General features: G+C 71.5%; 17 protein-coding genes. 8 read left to right on the top strand and 9 right to left on the bottom strand.

Translation table 11 applies throughout. The annotated features are described in order from the left end of the window. Window positions 1-28: 28 nt before the first annotated feature. The 3 genes from ACIBKX_RS10035 to ACIBKX_RS10025 are packed head-to-tail and all read left to right on the top strand — an operon-like array spanning window position 29 to window position 2,446. Complete coding sequence (locus ACIBKX_RS10035; protein ID WP_363271385.1) at window positions 29-925, top strand: 3-keto-5-aminohexanoate cleavage protein; 897 nt, start codon at window positions 29-31, stop codon at window positions 923-925. Window positions 926-965: 40 nt separating this feature from the next. Then, window positions 966-1,931: a 3-hydroxyacyl-CoA dehydrogenase NAD-binding domain-containing protein gene (locus tag ACIBKX_RS10030; protein ID WP_363271384.1), complete on the top strand. Its 966-nt coding sequence runs from the start codon at window positions 966-968 to the stop codon at window positions 1,929-1,931. Next, window positions 1,928-2,446: a thioesterase family protein gene (locus tag ACIBKX_RS10025; protein WP_363271383.1), complete on the top strand. Its 519-nt coding sequence runs from the start codon at window positions 1,928-1,930 to the stop codon at window positions 2,444-2,446. The genes ACIBKX_RS10030 and ACIBKX_RS10025 overlap by 4 nt, the downstream gene beginning before the upstream one ends. Here ACIBKX_RS10025 and ACIBKX_RS10020 read toward each other — a convergent pair. Beyond that, a complete protein-coding gene (locus ACIBKX_RS10020; protein ID WP_363271382.1) occupies window positions 2,425-3,720 on the bottom strand; it encodes an MFS transporter in 1,296 nt (431 codons plus the stop codon). The two genes, ACIBKX_RS10025 and ACIBKX_RS10020, sit on opposite strands and share 22 nt — an antisense overlap. 82 nt (window positions 3,721-3,802) lie before the next feature. Then, complete coding sequence (locus tag ACIBKX_RS10015; RefSeq protein ID WP_399375736.1) at window positions 3,803-4,615, bottom strand: hypothetical protein; 813 nt, start codon at window positions 4,613-4,615, stop codon at window positions 3,803-3,805. Between the two features lie 146 nt (window positions 4,616-4,761). Between ACIBKX_RS10015 and ACIBKX_RS10010 the strand changes: the two genes are divergently transcribed. After that, the gene (locus ACIBKX_RS10010; protein WP_363271380.1) at window positions 4,762-6,120 is read left to right on the top strand and encodes a 6-phospho-beta-glucosidase; all 1,359 of its coding nucleotides are present in this window, start codon (window positions 4,762-4,764) and stop codon (window positions 6,118-6,120) included. Between the two features lie 46 nt (window positions 6,121-6,166). Here ACIBKX_RS10010 and ACIBKX_RS10005 read toward each other — a convergent pair whose 3' ends face one another. Further along, on the bottom strand, window positions 6,167-8,725 hold the full coding sequence (locus ACIBKX_RS10005; protein ID WP_363271379.1) for a glycoside hydrolase family 3 C-terminal domain-containing protein: 2,559 nt from the start codon (window positions 8,723-8,725) through the stop codon (window positions 6,167-6,169). Window positions 8,726-9,009: 284 nt separating this feature from the next. On the opposite strand from ACIBKX_RS10005, the gene ACIBKX_RS10000 reads away from it, so the two are divergent. The 3 genes from ACIBKX_RS10000 (at window position 9,010) to ACIBKX_RS09990 (ending at window position 11,277) form a co-directional block, all read left to right on the top strand. Further along, window positions 9,010-9,933, top strand: coding sequence for an NADP-dependent oxidoreductase (locus ACIBKX_RS10000; protein WP_363271378.1), 924 nt, complete (start codon window positions 9,010-9,012; stop codon window positions 9,931-9,933). 77 nt (window positions 9,934-10,010) lie between these two features. After that, window positions 10,011-10,748, top strand: a complete 738-nt coding sequence (locus ACIBKX_RS09995) for a GNAT family N-acetyltransferase (protein WP_363271466.1) — start codon at window positions 10,011-10,013, stop codon at window positions 10,746-10,748. Window positions 10,749-10,761: 13 nt separating this feature from the next. After that, the gene (locus ACIBKX_RS09990) at window positions 10,762-11,277 is read left to right on the top strand and encodes an FBP domain-containing protein (RefSeq protein ID WP_363271377.1); all 516 of its coding nucleotides are present in this window, start codon (window positions 10,762-10,764) and stop codon (window positions 11,275-11,277) included. A gap of 91 nt (window positions 11,278-11,368) precedes the next feature. On the opposite strand, the gene ACIBKX_RS09985 is transcribed toward ACIBKX_RS09990, so the two are convergent. The 6 genes from ACIBKX_RS09985 to ACIBKX_RS09960 form a co-directional block, all read right to left on the bottom strand. Next, a complete protein-coding gene (locus tag ACIBKX_RS09985) occupies window positions 11,369-11,758 on the bottom strand; it encodes a (2Fe-2S) ferredoxin domain-containing protein (RefSeq protein ID WP_363271376.1) in 390 nt (129 codons plus the stop codon). A 128-nt stretch (window positions 11,759-11,886) separates the two neighbouring features. Next, entirely contained in the window at window positions 11,887-12,711 is an 825-nt protein-coding gene (locus ACIBKX_RS09980; protein ID WP_363271375.1) for an ABC transporter permease, read from the bottom strand. Beyond that, the gene (locus ACIBKX_RS09975) at window positions 12,708-13,766 is read right to left on the bottom strand and encodes an ATP-binding cassette domain-containing protein (protein ID WP_363271374.1); all 1,059 of its coding nucleotides are present in this window, start codon (window positions 13,764-13,766) and stop codon (window positions 12,708-12,710) included. Before ACIBKX_RS09975 ends, ACIBKX_RS09980 begins: the two co-directional genes overlap by 4 nt. A gap of 260 nt (window positions 13,767-14,026) precedes the next feature. After that, window positions 14,027-14,863 (bottom strand): DUF4097 family beta strand repeat-containing protein, encoded by an 837-nt coding sequence (locus ACIBKX_RS09970; protein ID WP_363271373.1) that lies wholly within the window; start codon window positions 14,861-14,863, stop codon window positions 14,027-14,029. Window positions 14,864-15,133: 270 nt separating this feature from the next. After that, a complete protein-coding gene (locus ACIBKX_RS09965; protein ID WP_363271372.1) occupies window positions 15,134-15,661 on the bottom strand; it encodes a hypothetical protein in 528 nt (175 codons plus the stop codon). Window positions 15,662-15,754: 93 nt separating this feature from the next. Then, window positions 15,755-16,237, bottom strand: a complete 483-nt coding sequence (locus tag ACIBKX_RS09960) for a MarR family winged helix-turn-helix transcriptional regulator (protein WP_363271371.1) — start codon at window positions 16,235-16,237, stop codon at window positions 15,755-15,757. 178 nt (window positions 16,238-16,415) lie between these two features. On the opposite strand from ACIBKX_RS09960, the gene ACIBKX_RS09955 reads away from it, so the two are divergent. Beyond that, window positions 16,416-17,387: an SDR family NAD(P)-dependent oxidoreductase gene (locus tag ACIBKX_RS09955; protein WP_363271370.1), complete on the top strand. Its 972-nt coding sequence runs from the start codon at window positions 16,416-16,418 to the stop codon at window positions 17,385-17,387. Window positions 17,388-17,398: the final 11 nt, after the last annotated feature.

The following is a 17,398-nucleotide window of genomic DNA, read 5'->3' as shown; positions in this document are numbered from 1 at the left end:
GCAACAGAAGCCCAAGGGAGACTTCCGCATGCCCGTGAACCAGGACGTCATCATCACGGCCGCCCTCACCGGCGCCGGCGACACGGTCCGCAAGAGCCCCCACGTCCCCGTCACCCCCGAGCAGATAGCCAAGTCGGCGGTCGAGGCCGCCGACGCGGGCGCCGCCGTCGTGCACATCCACGTCCGCGACCCCGAGACCGGCGACCCCTCCCGCGACCCGCGCCTCTACCGCGAGGTCGTCGAGCGGATCAAGGAGACCGGGGTCGACGTCGTCATCAACCTGACGGCGGGCATGGGCGGCGACCTCGTCATCGACCCCGTCCAGCCGCTGAAGGAACTCGGCGAGCTGCCCGGCACCGACCTCGTCGGCGGCATCGACCGCCTCCCGCACGTCGAGGACCTGCTCCCCGACATCTGCACCCTCGACTGCGGCTCCCTCAACTTCGGCGACAACCTCTACATCTCGACCCCCGACATGCTCCGTCAGGGTGCCAGGCGCATCCAGGAGCTGGGCGTACGGCCCGAGTTGGAGATCTTCGACACCGGCCAGCTCTGGTTCGCCAAGCAGCTGCTCGCCGAGGGGCTGCTCGACAACCCCACCGTCTTCCAGCTCTGCATGGGTATCCCGTGGGGCGCCCCCGCCGACCCCGGCGTCCTGCAGTCCATGGTCAACATGCTGCCCGAAGGCGCCCAGTGGGCCAGCTTCGCGCTCGGCCGCATGCAGATGCCGTGGGTCGCCCAGTCCATCCTGCTCGGCGGCCAGGTCCGCGTCGGCCTGGAGGACAACCTCTACCTGGGCAAGGGCAACAAGGTGACGAACGCGCAGCTCGTCGAGCGGGCCGTGCAGATCACCGAGAACCTGGGATCGCGTGTCGCCACGCCGGACGAGGCCCGCCAGAAGCTGGGCCTCAAGCCCCGCTCCTGACCCCCGCACCCACCTCTCACCCCCCACGAAGGACCGCTCCATGACCATCACCACCCCCGAAGAAGTCCGCCGCGTCGCCTGTATAGGCGCCGGAGTCATCGGCGGCGGCTGGGTCGCCCACTTCCTGGCCCGCGGGTACGACGTCACCGCCTGGGACCCCGCCCCCGACGCCGAGCAGAAGCTGCGCCGGCTCGTCGGCGCCGCCTGGCCCGCGCTCACCCAGCTGGGGCTCGCCGAGGGCGCGTCGCCCGAGCGGCTCACCGTCGCCGCGAGCCTCGAAGAGGCCGTCGCCGACGCCCAGTTCGTACAGGAGAGCGCCCCGGAGAAGCTGGAGCTCAAGCGGGACCTGCTGGCCCAGCTCGACGCCGCCACGCCCGCCGGAGTCGTCATCGCCTCCTCCACCTCCGGATACCCGATGACCGACATGCAGACCGACGCGGCCACCCCCGGCCGCCTCGTCGTCGGGCATCCCTTCAACCCGCCGTACCTCATCCCGCTCGTCGAGGTCGTCGGCGGCGAGCGCACCGACGCCGACGCCGTCGCCTGGGCCTCCCGCTTCTACGAGATCGCGGGCAAGTCCGTCATCACGATGACGAGCGAGGTGCCCGGCTTCATCGCCAACCGGCTGCAGGAAGCCCTCTGGCGCGAGGCGCTGCACATGGTCGCCAACGGCGAGGCCACCGTCCAGGAGATCGACGACTCCATCACCGAAGGGCCCGGCCTGCGCTGGGCTTTCATGGGCCCCATGCTCACCTTCGCGCTCGCGGGCGGCGAGGGCGGCATGGCGCACATGCTCGACCACTTCGGCCCGTCCCTGAAGTCGCCGTGGACGCGCCTCGAAGCGCCCGAGCTCGACAAGAAGCTGTACGACGCGGTGGTCGCCGGATGCGACGACGCGGCCGCCGGGCGGACCATCGCCGACCTGGTCGCCGAACGTGACCAGGGCGTCATCGACGTACTGCGCGCGACGGGCCGGCTGCCCCAGCAGCGGAAGGACGCCAAGTGACCGACACCACCGCCCGGTTGCCGCTGCTGCACCGGACCGTCCGGCCGGAGTGGATCGACTACAACGGCCATATGAGCGAGGCCTTCTACGTCCTCGTCTTCGGCTACGCCACCGACGCCATGATGATCGAGACCGGCCTGCACGCGGGCTACCGCGAGTCCACCGGCTGCTCCCTCTACACGGTCGAGGCGCACATCCGCTATCTGAACGACGTCGCGGAGGGCTCTCAACTCGTCGTACGCACAACAATGTTGGGCGCCGACGCGAAGAAGGCGCGCTTCACGCACGAGATGTACGTCGTCGAGGGAGAGGGCGACGAGCCCGCGCCGGACGCCGTGCCCGTCGCGACCACCGAGCTGCTCGCGATCCACGTCGACCAGAACGCGGGCCGCGCCACGCCCTTCCCCGACGTGATCCGCGAGCGCCTGACGGGCCTCGTGGAACCGGCCCCCGCATGGGCGGGCCGGTCCATCGCCGAGGTACCGAAGGCGAGTCAGCGCTCCAGCTCCTTGTGAGCGGTCTCCGGCAGACGCAGATACACCGCGGACGAGGCGAGACACAGCACGGCCACGTACACGGGAAACAGCCCCGGGGAACCGATCTCCTTGAACAGGGTGCCCATGTACGGGGCCGTGCCGCCGAATACGGCGACGGTGAGCGAGTAGGGGAAGCCGATCCCGGCCGCCCGCACCCGCGCGGGGAACACCTCCGCGTTCACCGCCGCCGAGATCGAGGTGAAGCCGGTCAGCAGGACCATGCCCGCGCACTGCACCATCAGGAGCGAGGCGAACGAGCCGTTCAGGGAGCGCAGCAGCGGCACGCTCAGAAGCGCGAAGCCGATGCCGAAGAAGAGGAGCAGCGGGCGGCGTCCGAAGCGGTCGGAGAGCAGTCCGCCGACCGGCTGGAGCAGCGCGAAGAACGCCAGCGAGAGGGTGCCGGACAGCAGGGCCTGGCTCTTGCCGATGTCCGTGTTCAGCTCGGCGTACGTCGGCAGATACGACGTCCACGTGTAGTAGGCGATCGTGCCGCCCGCCGTGATGCCGCAGATCAGCAGCGACTGGCGGGGATGGTGGCGCAGGGCGTCGAAGAGGCCGGGGCGGTCGGCCTGTTCCTGGGGCGTCCGGAGGGTCTCGTGCGCACCTTGCCTGATCCAGAAGCCGACCAGGCTGAGCACCGCGCCCACGACGAACGGAAGGCGCCAGCCCCAGCCGTCCATCTGCCCGTCGGAGAGCGTGGCGACGAGCAGCGCCGCGATGCCGGAGGCGGCGAGCTGGCCCGCGCTGGTGGAGACGTACTGGAAGCTGGAGAAGAGCCCGCGGCGGCCGGGACCCGCCGACTCCACGAGGAAGGTCGTCGACGCGGCGAACTCTCCGCCCACGGAGAGCCCTTGGAGCAGTCGGGCGACGACCAGGACGACCGGCGCGAGCACGCCCGCGGACGCGTACGTCGGCGTCAGGCCGACCAGCAGACTGCTGCCGCCCATCAGCAGGATCGTCACCGTCAGCGCGGTGCGCCTGCCGCGCCGGTCGGCGACCGCGCCCATCAGGAGGCCGCCGACGGGGCGCATGAAGAAGCCGACCGCGAAGACGGCGAAGGTGGACAGCAGCGGTACGAGGGAGTTGCCGGAGCCCTTGGGGAAGACCTGGTCGGCGATGTAGGTGGCGAGGAAGGTGTACGCGTACCAGTCGTACCACTCCACGGCGTTGCCCACCGACGCGGCGAGCAGCTGCCGTATGGGGCGGCGGGGCTGGGCGGGGAGCGCGTCGGTCGCTCGGTGTTGCTGTGTCATGATCGCGACCATCCCCCGCCCGGCCCTGGCGCACACGTCCCAAGGGGGCGTACGTCCCATGACGGGTACGCCTGCTGAGGGGCTAACCCGTCGTCGGCCGGTACGCGTACACCGACGTCGCGACGAGGCAGGGGATCGGCGGGATGACCTGGGTGCGCAGGGTGCGGCGACCGGCGTCGTAGTCGACGCCCTCCGCCTCGAACGTGCCGCGGCAGATGCTCCGTTGCGGCGTGGCGAACAGGCTGGTGACCCTGCCCGTGACGGGCTTGCCGTCCAGGGCGCGCTCCAGGTCCACCTGGAGGATCGGCCGGTCCTCGGGCCACAGCTCCTTCGAGGCGTCGTTGGACGCGCAGACGAGGCGCGTGTCGGAGACGAAGTCGCAGCCCTGGATGTCCCGCACCGGCTTGTCGAGGGTGATCTGCCCGGCCTGCGCGAGGGCGCCGCCGGCGGGCGGGGTGGAGGAGTTGAGGAGCGGGGCGGGGAAGACCTGGAGGCGGTCCTGGTCGCCCCATTCGCCCGACACCAGCCACTGGTTGTCGGGGGAGACGGAGGCGAAGGAGTTGTTCAGCTTCTCGCCCGCGTCGAGCCGGTGCTCGTACAGGTAGCGCTTGCCGTCGGGTGTCGTGACGGCGAACATCTTCGACTTCGCGTCGTCGCCGCCCTGATAGGCGTCCACGGTGTGGCCGTCGGCGATGTCCGGGTCGCCGACGTGCGACCAGCCCTTGGTCCGCAGGGCCAGAGGTATCGAGCCGAGCCCCCGGTAGAGCAGGCTGCCGTCGGCGCGGCTCGCCAGGCCCTGGCCGCCGGTGAGGGAGTTGACGCTCGAGCTGCCGGTCTCCTGCCAGCCGCCGGGGGAGCGGGGAGCGTCGGCGGAGGCCCCGGTGGCCATCGTCATCGTGAGGGTGACGGCTCCGAGCAGTGCCGCGGATGCCTTCAAACGTGTCATCGGTGCGCTACCTCCGTGGGGGGTCGATCGCTGCCGGGCAATCGTACGTAACGTGACCTCTGTCGAGCGGTGTTGCTACGGAAGGTGGTTGAGACGTGAAGCTGGTCATTCTCGGCGGTGGCGGGTTCCGTGTTCCGCTCGTGTACGGGGCGCTGCTCGGCGACCACGCCGAGGGGCGGGTCACCGAAGTGGTGCTGCACGACCTGGACGCGGGGCGGCTCGACGCGGTGGCCCGCGTCCTGGCCGAGCAGGCCGTGGGGGTGCCGGACGCGCCGGTCGTGACGGCCACGCGCGATCTCGACGAGGCGCTGCGCGGCGCGGACTTCGTGTTCTCGGCGATCCGGGTCGGAGGGCTTGAGGGCCGCGCGGCCGACGAGCGGGTGGCGCTCGCGGAGGGTGTCCTCGGACAGGAGACGGTAGGGGCGGGCGGCATCGCGTACGGGCTGCGGACGGTGCCGGTCGCCGTGGACATCGCGCGGCGGGTGCGGGAACTCGCCCCCGACGCCTGGGTCATCAACTTCACCAACCCCGCGGGGCTCGTCACCGAGGCGATGTGCCGCTCGCTCGGCGACCGCGTCATCGGCATCTGCGACTCGCCGGTGGGCCTGGGCCGCCGGGTCGCGCGGATGCTGGGCGGCGATCCCGACGAGGCGTTCATCGACTACGTGGGGCTGAACCACCTGGGGTGGCTGCGGGGACTGCGGATCGGGGGACGGGACGAACTGCCGCGCCTGCTCGCGGACCCGGACCTGCTCGGCTCGTTCGAGGAGGGCCGGCTGTTCGGCACGGAGTGGCTGCAGTCGCTGGGCTCGGTACCGAACGAATACCTGCACTACTACTACTTCAACAGAGAGGCGGTACGCGCCTACCAGGAGGCCGAGCAGACGCGCGGGGCGTTCCTGCGGGACCAGCAGGCGCGGTTCTACGAGGAGGTGGCGCGCGGTGACGTCTCGGCCTGGAAGGCCTGGGACGCCACCCGCGCCGAACGCGAGGCCACGTACATGTCCGAGAACCGCGAGGCCGCAGGGGTGGGGGAACGGGCCGCCGAGGACCTCGAATCAGGTGGCTACGAGAAGGTCGCCCTGGCGCTGATGCGGGCCATCGCCCGCGACGAGCGGGCAACGCTGATCCTCAACGTCCGCAACCGCACCACCCTTTCGCCCCTGGACGCGGACGCGGTGATCGAGGTCCCCTGCTCCGTGGACGCCAACGGCGCACACCCCATGACGGTGGCCCCCCTGCCGGACCACGCGACGGGCCTGGTCTGCTCGGTCAAGGCGGTCGAACGCGAGATCCTGTCGGCAGCGGAATCCGGCTCCCGCGCAACCGCGGTGAAGGCGTTCGCGATGCATCCCCTGGTGGACTCGGTGACGGTGGCGCGGCGACTGTTGGACGGGTACCGGGAGGTGCATCCGGGGTTGGCCTACCTGGACGGGGCTGCCTCGTCCAGGTAGGCGGCGCGGCTGACGGGACCCGTCGTCCCGGAGCGGCGTCAGGCGCTCAACGCGCCACCCCCGTCAGCCGGATGTCCCGCGAAGACGCCCCGACGTACACCCCGCGGCGCCCCTCCGGGCGTACCCAGCGGGCGGCTTCCGTGTCCCAGTACGAGATGCGGCGGGCGTCGACGTGGAGGGAGATTCGGTGGGACTCGCCCGGGTGGAGGTCTACGCGGGTGAAGGCGGACAGGGTTCGTGGGGCCATCTCCACCGGTGTGTCGTGCGGGGCGCCCAGGTAGATCTGGGGGACCTCCGCTCCTCTGCGGTGGCCCCGGTTCGTCACCGTGAAGGAGACGTCGTAGCCCGCGCCCGCGCGGCGCACGGAGAGGGCGGTGTAGGCGAACTCCGTGTAGGACAGGCCGTGGCCGAACGGGAAGAGGGGCTCTGTGCCCGCCTTGTCGAAGCCCCGGTAGCCGGTGAAGATGCCTTCGCTGTACGTCACCACTCCGTCGACCCCGTAGTAGCGCTCGGGGTGTGCCGGGTCCAGCGTGGGGTGGTCGGTGTCCTTCTTCGGCCAGGTCACCGTGGCCTTGCCGGACGGGTTCGCGCGGCCGGTCAGGAGATCGGCGGTGGACCAGCCGCCCTCCTGGCCGACGTAGCCGGTGTGCAGGATCGCGTCGACCGCGTTCCGCCACGGCATCGTCGAGGGGCAGCCGGTCGTGAGGACGACGATCGTGCGGGGGTTGGCCTTCGCCACCGCCGCGATCAGCTCGTCCTGGTGCGCCGGGAGCGTCAGCGTGGTGAAGTCACCGCCGCCGCCCACCGATCCGCCCGAGCCGTTGAACGCGAAGACCACCGGGGTGTGCACACGGCCTGCGAGCCGTGCTGCCGCCGTCATCGACGCGGTGCGGTGTTCCGGGGTCACCCAGGCCAATCTGACCTGGACCGGGCCGCGTTCAGCGATCGCCGGGGTCCAGCCGGTGGCCCTGACGACTACCTTGTGGCGTCGGCCGCCGGTGAGTTCGACGGGCTCCGCCTGGCCGTTGTCGAGGCCGTCCGTGGTGGGGACGATCGAGGACCACTTGCGGGCGAAGCTGTCCCGCGCTGCCGCCGCCGTCGCCAGCTCCTTCCCGTCCACGCTCAGCGAGACCGCCGCTCCCCAGCCCTGGATCTTGAGCGCGTACTCACCCGTGGCGGGCGGCACAAGGACACCGGTCCACTCGTGCGTCGTACCGACGGGGAGTGCCTTTTCGCCGACGAAGTCGATCGTCTTGTCCTTGCCGCCGCCCTTGCGGGCCAGGCCCTCGGGGAAGGCGGACGCGGGGACGGCCGTGCCTGTGAGGTCCACCCCCACTTCGTACGCGATCTTGCGCTTCGTCGTGCGGCGCAGCGCCTCCAGCGGGCTGACCAGGCGGTCCTCGAAGCCGTACGCGCGCTCGCCCGAGACCGACGTGGCGACCTGGCCCGCCGTCGGGCCGATCAGGGCCAGATCGCGCAACGCGGCGCGGGACAGCGGGAGTCCGCCGTCGTTGGCCAGCAACACCGCGCCCTGGGTGGCGACTTCGCGGGCGACGCGGGCTCCGGCCCCGATGTCGATCCGCTTCCTCGCGGGTACGCGGCTGCCGTCGAGCATGCCGAAGGCGTCGTACCGGCCGAGGATGCGGGAGACCGCCGTGTCCAGGGCGGCCTCGGGGATGGAGCCGTCCTTGATCGCCTTCTTCAAGGGTTCGCCGTAGAACGAGCCGTCCCACATCTGCATGTCCTGGCCCGCCTCTAGGGCGGCCGTGGAATGCGTGGCGCCCCAGTCCGAGGTGACGAAGCCCTCGAAGCCGAGTTCACCGCGCAGGATGTCCGTGAGCGTGGTCTTCTGCTCGGAGTTCCACTCGCCGTTGAGGTGGTTGTACGCCGACATCACGGAGGCCACCCCGGCGCGCACGACGGCCTCGAACGCCGGCAGATACAGCTCGTGCAGCGTGCGGTCGTCCACGACGAAGTCGTAGGAGTTCTCCGGCTTCTCGCGGTCGAACTCGTGCAGCCGCTGGTTGTTGGCGAGGAAGTGCTTGGCCTGCGCGAGCATGCCCTGCGCCTGCACGCCCTCGACCTGCGCGGCGCCGATCAGACCGTTGAGATACGGGTCCTCGCCCGACTGGTCCTTGTTGCGGCTGAAGAACGGGGTGCGGGACAGCTCGATCTGCGGGGCGAGCAGTACGTCCATCTCCAGGGTGCGGCCCTCACGCCCCATCACCGCGCCGTACTCACGGGCGAGTTCGAGGTTGAAGGACGCGCCGAGCGTGGCGACCGGCGGCAGTCCCGTGGCGGACTTCGTGACGTTCACGCCCGCCGGGCCGTCGGACAGCCGCAGCTCCGGTATCCCGAGCCGCTCGACGCCCGGCAGATAGCCCGCCTGGCCGAGTCTGCGCGGATCGGTGGCGCCGTGCACCAGGCTGATCTTCTCGTCGAGGGTGAGGCGGGCGACGAGCCCCCGGACGCGGCGCGTGGCGGCGGCCGCGCCCGGGGAGGCCGGTGCGGCAGCGGCGGTCTGACCCGTGGCCGCCACGAAGGCGAACGCCGCGGCGCCGCCGCCCAATTGCTTCAGAAGTTCACGACGGGTGCTGACAGGCATGGCGAAATGACCTCCTGAACGCGGCTCTCGGCACGCCGAACCGGCAGGCGGCGCCAAGACCTGAACGCACCGCCCGCTCCAGTGCGGGTCTGTGGGGCCAGAGTCTTGATTGGTTGAACAGTGAAGGTCAAGGGTCGGGAAGGGAAAACTTGGCGAGGCGTTCAGTTTTTGCGGCGCCGCTCATTGCGACCTCGTGAACGCGCGGTCCCGCCGGGAATAGCCGGGCGATCTTGGCGGTCGTCACACGTGAGGAAGTCGTCCATCGACTCGGATCGAGGGAGCACATGTCCAAGGCGTACGCGTTCACCCGGCACGGCGGTCCTGAAGCGGAGGCCTTCGTGGAGCAGCCGCCGCCGGAGCCCGGTCCGGGCGAACTCCTGGTCGCCGTGCGGGCCGCCGGGGTCAACCCCGTCGACTGGAAGCTGCGGGCCGGCAAGCGGAGGCCCGGATCACCGCCCGCCACGTTCCCCGAGGTCCTCGGCAGCGAGATCGCCGGCGTGGTCGAACGGGTCGGCGCCGATGTCACCGGCTTCGCCGTCGGCGACCCCGTCTTCGGCAACCCGGTCACCGGCGGCTACGCCGAGCACACCCTGCTGCCGGTCTCCATCGCCGCGCACAAGCCGGCGGGCCTGACGTTCACGGAGGCCGCCGCCCTGCCCGTCGCGGCGGCGACCGCGTACGACGGTGTGCACCAGCTGGATCTGCCCGCCGGGGCGACGCTCCTGATCACCGGCGTCGGCGGCGGCGTCGGAGTGGCCGCGGCACAGCTCGCACGGCATCTCGGCATCCGGGTCGTCGGCACGGCGAGCGCGGCGAAGAAGGAGTTCGTCGAGTCCCTGGGCGCGATCCACGTGCCGCCGGGCCCCGAACTCGCGGACCGGGTACGGGCCGCGGCGCCGGACGGCCGGGTCGACGCCGTCTTCGACCTGGTCGGCGGCGCGGACCTGGTGACGGTCGCCGAGCTGCTGACCGACCGCTCCAAGCTGATCACGGCGTCCGCCAAGGACACGATCGCCGAGCTCGGCGGCGCCCCGGTGGCGCGGGCCAGGACCGCCGAGGTCCTGGAGGCGGTGGCGCAACTCGCCGTCGACGGCGTGCTGCGGCCCCAGGTGTCGGCGACGTACCCGCTGGAGAAGGCCGACGAGGCGCTGCGGGCCGTGGAGAGCGGCCACGCGCGCGGCAAGATCGTGATCGAGGTGAGCGCGTGAGCGCCGGCCCCGAACTCGCGGACACCGCACGGCGGGCGGCGAACCCCGAACGCCCGCCGGAAGCCCCCGCGCACCCCTTGGACAACCCGGCCCACGGAGCGCTCGCCGGGCCGCACGCCCGGTTCGCCGAGCGCCGCGGCCGCGTCCTGCGCTACCAGCTCGACGTGTCGCCGTGGCTCGCGCTGCCCGACGACCCGGGGCCGCAGGACTGGGCCGACCTGGCCCGCCTCGCCGGACCCGGCGTCGAGGTGCCGCTGCCCGGCGTGCGGGCGGGCATACCGGAGGGCTGGGAGGTGACGTTCGACATGGAGGGCGTCCAGCTCGTCGACGTGTCGGTGGCCGCCGCGCCGGATCCGGAGGCGGTCAGGCTCGGCCCCGACGACGTACCCGACATGCTGGACCTGGTCGAACGCACCCAGCCAGGCCCCTTCCTGCCCCGCACCGTGGAACTCGGCACCTACCTCGGCATACGCCGGGGCGGCGCCCTGATCGCGATGGCCGGGGAACGGCTGCACCCGCCGGGTTGGACCGAGATCAGCGCGGTCTGCACCGACCCGGCCCACCGCGGCCAGGGCCTCGCGTCCCGCCTCGTCCTCGCGGTCGCCCATGGCATCCGGCAGCGCGGCGAGACCCCCTTCCTGCACACCTCGGCCCGGAACACGAACGCCATCCGGCTGTACGAGTCCCTGGGCTTCCGGCTGCGGCGCAGGACGCGGTTCCTGTCGGCGCGGGTCCCGGGCCAGGCGGCGCCGGCAGCCGAGGAACGGCAGCGCCGGCCGCCGGAAAAGAACAGGACGTCAAGCCCTGGCCATTGATAGCTTCCGCATCATGGAACCCATCGGCGAGACAGAGATCCGCGCGTCCTTCGTCAACTGCTCCATGGGCGAGGCCCGCAGGCTCACTCTTCCCGCGGGGTTCGCCGAGACTCCCTGGGACGACCTGGACTTTCTCGGCTGGCGCGACCCCAAGGCCCCGGACCGGGGCTATGTCGTGGCGGAGCGGGACGGCGGGCACGTGGGCATCGCGCTGCGCGCGTCGACCGGCGCGCGCAAGAGCCTGCTCAAGTCCAGCATCTGCTCGGTCTGTGTGACCCCGCAGTCCGGCTCCGGCATCACCCTCCTCGTCGCGCCCCTGTCCGGCCCCGCGGGCCGGCAGGGCAACTCGGTCGGCATCTACGTCTGCGCGGACCTGGCCTGCTCCCTCTATGTACGGGGCGTGAAGACGACGGCGCTGGCCCGCCGGATGGAGGAGAGCCTGACCCTGGAGGAGCAGAACGCCCGCACGACGGCGAATCTGAACGCCTTCCTGGGCAAGGTCCTGGCGGGGGAGCGGGCCACGGCCTGATCGGACCTTCCGATCGGACCTTCCGGTCTGGCCTTCCGATCGGTCCTCCTGGTCAGGCCTTTCCATCGGGCTCTCCGGTCTGGCCTGCCCGTCAGACCTTTCGGGGGTCGACCAGCTGGAGCGTCAGGGCGGCCGACGGCTCGGCGAGTCCCGGCCCGCCCGCCTCGGCCCAGTCGACTATGTCGTCGACCGAGGCGTCGTCCGTGGCGAAGCCGACCCACACCGCCTTGCCGCCCCTGCGCCGCCCTTCCCTCGACGGCTGTACGACGACGATGTTCGCCTGGCCGCAGGGCCCGAGGCAGTCGCTGGTCCGCACCGCGAACCGCCCCGCCGACGCCGCCGCGGCGGCTTGCAGCCGCGCCAGCTGCCACTCGTGGTCGACGCCGGGATTCTTGCGGGAGTTGCCGCAGCAGCAGCCGCGGCAGACGACGAGGGTGCAGGGCCTTGCGGCGGCGGATCCGACGGAAATCACGGGACTCATCCCGTGATCATCGCAGGGCCCGCATCCGGTGATTTCGCAGGGACCGCACGAAGGGGCGGCCCCCGGTCCATTCCGGGAGCCGCCCCTTCGCCGTGCCGCCCGGCGCATCCCCTGCGCCGGGTCCCGCGTCACCGAGTGACCTCGCGGTTGAACACCGAGCGCGACCACAGGTAGCCGAGCACCGCGAGCCCCGTGCACCAGGCGAGCGCGATCCAGCCGTCGTTGCCGATCGAGGTGCCGAGCATCAGCCCGCGCAGGGTCTCGTTGATCGGGGTGAAGGGCTGGTACTCGGCGAACCAGCGCAGGACCGTCGGCATCGAGTCCGGGGTGACGATCGCGCTGCCGAGGAACGGCAGGAAGGTGAAGGGCAGCGGCCCGTTCGACGCGGCCTCGACGGTCTTGGCGCCCATGCCCATCGCGGCGCACACATAGCTGAGGCCGAAGGCCAGGAAGAGCAGCAGACCGAAGGCGGCGATCCACTCCACCGGCGAGGCGTTGGGCCGGAATCCGATCGCCAGGGCGACGCCGGTGACGACGACGAGCACGGCGAAGGTCTGGATGAGGTTGCCGAGGACATGGCCCGCGATGATGGAGCCGCGGGAGATCGACATCGTACGGAAGCGGTTGACGATGCCCTCCGTCATGTCGGTGCAGACCGACACGGCGATCGGGACGGAGCCCGAGGTCGCGGCCATCAGGATGATGCCGGGGATCAGGTAGTTGATGTAGTCGCCGCGGTCGGAGCCCGCGCCGATCCCGGCGCCGATGGCTCCGCCGAAGACGTACACGAACAGCAGCAGCATCAGCAGGGGCATCACGAGGACCGAGACGGTCATTCCCGGATAGCGCTGCATGTGCTTGATGTTGCGGCGCAGCATCGTCATCGTGTCGCGGAAGGCGTACGAGCGGGCCGGGCCGCCGGTCTTCGCCGGGGTGATGGTGAGGGTGCTCATCGGTTCGACTCCTTCTGCGTGGCGGCGGAGGTGGCGGTGGGGGCGACGGTGGCGGAAGTGGTGGTCGGGGCGTTCTGCTGCCCGGTCAGGTTGAGGAACACGTCGTCCAGGTCCGGCGTGTGCACGGTGAGCGACTCGGCCTGTACGTCGGTGCTGTCCAGGGCGTCGAGGATGGCCCGGATGTTGGCGATCGAGCCGTCGCTGGGGATCTGCAGGGTCAGCGACTCGTCGTCGCGGGTGGCGATACCGAAGAGGCCCGCGGCCCTGTCGAGGTGGTCCGTGCCGGAGAACTGGACGCGGACATGGCCACCCGGGACCAGCCGCTTCAGTTCGTCCGCGGTGCCCTCGGCGACCAGCTTGCCGTGGTCCAACACGGCGATGCGGTCGGCGAGTTGGTCGGCCTCCTCCAGGTACTGCGTGGTGAGGAAGATGGTCACGCCCTGGGCGACCTGGTCCCGGATGAGGTCCCACATGACGCGGCGGCTGCGCGGGTCGAGTCCGGTGGTCGGCTCGTCGAGGAAGATGATGCGCGGCTGGGCCATCAGGCTCATCGCCAGGTCGAGCTTGCGGCGCATGCCGCCGGAGAAGGTGGCGGTGTTCTTGCGGGCCGCCTCGGTCAGCTCGAACCGGTCCAGGAGCTCGGCGGCGCGCCGCCGGCCCTCCCGCCGGCTCAGGTGGTGCAGGTCGGCCATGAGGAGCAGGTTCTCCTCGGCGGTGAGCAGCCCGTCGACCGCCGCGAACTGACCGGTGACGCCAATCTGGCGCCGTACGGCGTCGGGGTCCTCGGTGACCTCGTGCCCGCCTACCTGCGCCTGGCCGCCGTCGGCGGAGATCAGCGTGGAGAGGATCTCCACCGTGGTCGTCTTGCCGGCGCCGTTCGGGCCGAGCAGGGCGAAGATCGTGCCCTCCGGGATCCGCAGGTCGATCCCGTCGAGGACCACCTTCTCGCCGTACGACTTGCGCAGTCCGACTGCTGAAATCGCGGCCGGACGGTGGCCGTTGGGGCTGGGGGCGGCGGCCTGGGCCGGTGCCGGGATCGGGGTCGCGGGGTCCATGACGGGGTCCTCTCCTTTACGAAGGGCGCCTCCGTGGCGCCGCTCTCGTTCTCGGTGCCACCAGCATGGCACACGCATGGCGCCATGTCGAGCCATCGTGGCGCCATATGTGCTGCCAAGTGGTGCTGAGGTGTCTGAGCTGGGGCGATGCGAGGGCGGCGATACGCACGAAGGCGCCCCTGCTTCCGGCCCGGAGGTCGGATGCAGGAGCGCCTTGAAGGTGAAGACGGCCCGCTGTGGCCCGCACGGGGCGGGAAGGGTCAGGCGCGGCGGATCACGATGTCGCCCACGCTCGTGCGGCCGTGCACCTCGACCGTCTCCTCGGACTGCTTCGGGCCCTCGGCGGCCCCCATCTCGTTGCGGACGCGGCCCACCTTGGACCGCACGTCGAGCCAGGCCGCGGTGCCCTCGGCGATGCCGATCTCGAGGCCGCCCGCGGAGGTGGCGAGGTCGACCCGACCCCGTACGACCTCGTCGATCCGGATGGCGCCGCTGGCCGACTTGGCGGTGACGGAGGACTCCGCGCGCACGACGCTGATGGACCCGTTGGAGGAGTTCACCCGCAGCTCGCCGCCGACCCGGCCGATCGTGGTCTCGCCGTTGATGTTCTTCACGGTCGCGCCGCCGCCGATGCGGCCGACCCGCACCCGGCCCGCCCCGTAGATGTCGGCCTCGCCCGTCACGAGGTCGACCTGGACGTCGCCGTGCGTGGTCTTCAGGCGTACGTCCGCGGCCTCGTCGAGCTGGATGTCGCCGGTGGCGGTCGTCAGCCGGCAGTCGCCGAGCCGTCCCTCGCCGACGAGGCTGCCGAGACCGGTCCTCGCGTTCACCTCCGAGCCCGCGGGCAGTTCGACGGTCACGTCGACCACGCCGTACTTGCCGAACGGCGAGCGCTTCTTGGGTCCCTTGACGAGCAGTCTCCCGCCCGAGCAGGTGACCTGGGTGTCCTCGGCGGCCTGTACGTCTTGCTTGTTGCCCGGGTCGCTCGGTGCCACATCGACGACGGTGTCGGTGCGCTCGCCCGCGACGATCCGGGCCCGCCCGATCTCGATCTCGACGGTGGCGGAGAGGGGTTCGGGGGTCTCGAACGTAGGCATGGCTGTGCCGTCCTTCGGCTGAGTGGGGTGAGTGGCTGGAACGCGGTGGACGTGCGAGGCGGTGCCGGGTGCGGCCGGGCCCTGGGGCCTGTCCGGCGGATCTTGCCTGGGGCGCGGTGGTCTGGCACGCGCATCTGCGGCGTTGTCGTCAATCAGCATCGCTCCGCGATGCCTCGATCCTCCGCCTTGCGGCTGCACGCACCGGACCGCCGCTCACCGGCAGAGACAAGGCGCCGCTCACAGGAGTCGGCCAGATCCGCCGGACAGGCCCTAGCGGACCCAGCCGGTGAACCCCTGCCCGACTCCGGTGCTCGTGCCGCCCGTCGAGCTCTTGCGGCCGCGGTCCGCCGTGGTTTCGAGCGCGGCGGAGACGGCGCGCACGAGCCAGGCGTTGACCGAGAGTCCCTCGCGGCCGGCGGCTTCCTCGACCCGGACCTTGAGCTGGGCCGGCGGCCGGAAGTTGATGCGTGACGTGGCGCCGTCGTCGACGCCGACGGGGGCCGCCGGGGGTGGCGGTGCCTGCACCGGGGCCTCGGCCTCGAAGGCTTCGGCGCTCGGCGGGGCCGTCACCACGAACTCCGGGTTCATTCCGCGCAGCCGCAGGTCGACCGAGCCGGGCGCCAGGTCACGGGTGACCTCGTCCATCGCGTCGGACAGTGCGTTCAGGAGCGTGAGCCGGGTCGCCGATTCCAGCTGGGCGGTGAGCCGCTCGGCCAGCGCCCGGGCTTCGTCGCCGCCCGTCTCGGCGGCGACCCCGAGCTCGTGCCGGAGATTGTCAACGTACGGAGTGAGGTCCATGACGCAATGCTGACACCACGATGGCGCCATGGCAAGTCACATGGCGCCATCGTGTGCCATGGGGTCTTTCGGGTGGCGCCACGACGGTACGTCCTAGGGGCGGGCCACCCGCAGCAGCAGCGCGTGCAGCGTCTCGCGTTCCTTCTGTGACAGCGGCTCGGTGAGTTCGTCGGTCACCCGGCGGCTCATCGCGTCGCTGTCGCGCAGGTAGCCGCGGCCCGCGTCGGTGAGGACGACGATGCGGCTGCGGCGGTCGCCGGGAGCCGGGCGCCGCTTGACCAGGCCGAGGTCCTGGAGATCGTCGACCAGGCCGACGATGGCGCTCGGGTCATAGCCCAGCGCGGTGCTCAACTCCCGCTGCAGGGCGCCCTCGACGGTGGCCAGATAGCGCAGCAGCGCGTAGTGGCGCAGCCGGAGTCCCGACTCCTGGAGTGCGGAGTTGAAGAGCTGGCCGGAGCGGAGTCCGAGCCGGTACAGGAGATATCCCGTGTCGGCGTGCAGCTCGCGCATCCACGGCTCGTCCGCGTCGACGGGCCGGGCGGGCGTGGCGGTGTCGGGGGTCCTGGGAGCGGTCATGGGTCCAGCATGCCGCATTCTCGATTACGGCGGCAATCATTGACGACAACAATGATTTGTCTTAGCTTCCTTTTCCGGATCGGTCCCGACGCGGTCCGTCGCCATCGGGCGCCGTCGTGCCGCTGGACCGCGCCCGGTGAACTCCCCGTTTGCCGTTGCCTGTTGAAAGGAACCCCGCATGCCTGACATCTCCAGCTCCAGCTCCAGCTCCAGTCCCAGCTCCAGCCCTCGCCCCACCCTCGACCTCACCGGCAAGGTCGCCGTCGTCACCGGCTCCGGCCAGGGCCTCGGACTCGCGTACGCCACCGCACTCGCCGCGTCCGGTGCCGCGATCGTCGTCAACGACATCGACCCCGAAGCCGCCGAGCGGGCCGCCGATTCGCTGCGCGCCGCAGGTGGCCGTGCCGTCGCCGAGGCCGTCGCGGTCGGCACCACGGAAGCCGCCGATCGACTGGTGGCCCGCGCCGTCGGTGAGTTCGGGCGGCTCGACGTGCTCGTCACCAACGCGGGCATCCTGCGCGACCGCGTGCTGTGGAAGATGACGGACGACGACTTCGACGCCGTCGTCGCCACCCACCTCAGGGGCACCTTCACCTGCGCCCGCGCCGCCGCCGTACACATGCGGGAGCGGGGCGAGGGCGGCAGCCTCATCCTGGTCGGCTCCCCGGCGGGGCAGCGCGGCAACTTCGGGCAGACCAACTACGCCGCCGCCAAGGCGGGCATCGCCGCGATGGCCCGCACCTGGTCGATGGAGCTGGCCAAGGCGCGGATCACCGTCAACGCGATCGTGCCGGTCGCGGCCACCGCGATGACCGAGACCATCCCCGCCTTCGCGCCGTACATCCGGGCGCTGAGGGAGCGCGGCGAACCGCTGCCCGGCTTCCTGCGCAAGGGCGAGGGCTTCGGCACGCCCGAGGACTGCGCGGCCCTCGTCCCCTTCCTCGCCTCGGACGCCGCCCGCGACGTGACCGGCCAGTGCGTCGGCATCGGCGGCGACCGCCTCACCCTCTGGTCGCACCCGCAGGAGGTCAACGCGGCCTACGCGGACGGCGGTTGGACCCCGGACGCGATCGCCGACGCCTGGCACACCTCCGTGGGCGGCGCCCCGCAGTCCGTCGGCATCCCCGCGCCGAAGGCGCCTGCCGCGTGAGCGCCGCCCCG

Source organism: Streptomyces sp. NPDC050658, assembly GCF_044457025.1.
In the GTDB taxonomy this organism is placed as follows: domain Bacteria; phylum Actinomycetota; class Actinomycetes; order Streptomycetales; family Streptomycetaceae; genus Streptomyces.
The sequence above is the reverse complement of the archived record's forward strand: the minus strand, read 5'-3'. Positions and strand labels throughout refer to the sequence as shown.